The 279-nt window shown below is 71.0% G+C and carries 1 protein-coding gene; it reads right to left on the reverse strand.

All coding sequences use genetic code 11. From position 1 onward, the window contains the following. On the reverse strand, window positions 1-279 hold a 279-nt coding region (locus tag QWY29_RS20295), incomplete at both ends, for an SPASM domain-containing protein (protein WP_300963039.1).

Below are 279 nucleotides of genomic sequence, written 5' to 3' on the forward strand. Positions count from 1 at the left end.
GTGCGGGCGTTCCGCTCGTGACGCCAGCGCCGCCTCGCCGTGCCCGTGCACGCATTCGGGGTCGGGCCCGTCCAGCGGCAACCCGGTGAAGAACTTGGCCGCCATGCACCCCCCGCGACAAGCGTCGAACGATCCGCACGACGCGCATGCCCCCGCACTCTGCGGCTCGCGCAGCGATGCGAAGAGCGCCGATGTCCGCCACACGGCGGGGAATCCACCCCCGTCGCGGACGTTACCGGCCAGGAATTCACGGTCGATGACGAACGGGCAGGCGTAGAC

This window comes from Nocardioides abyssi (genome assembly GCF_030412915.1).
Taxonomy (GTDB): Bacteria; Actinomycetota; Actinomycetes; order Propionibacteriales; family Nocardioidaceae; genus Nocardioides; species Nocardioides abyssi.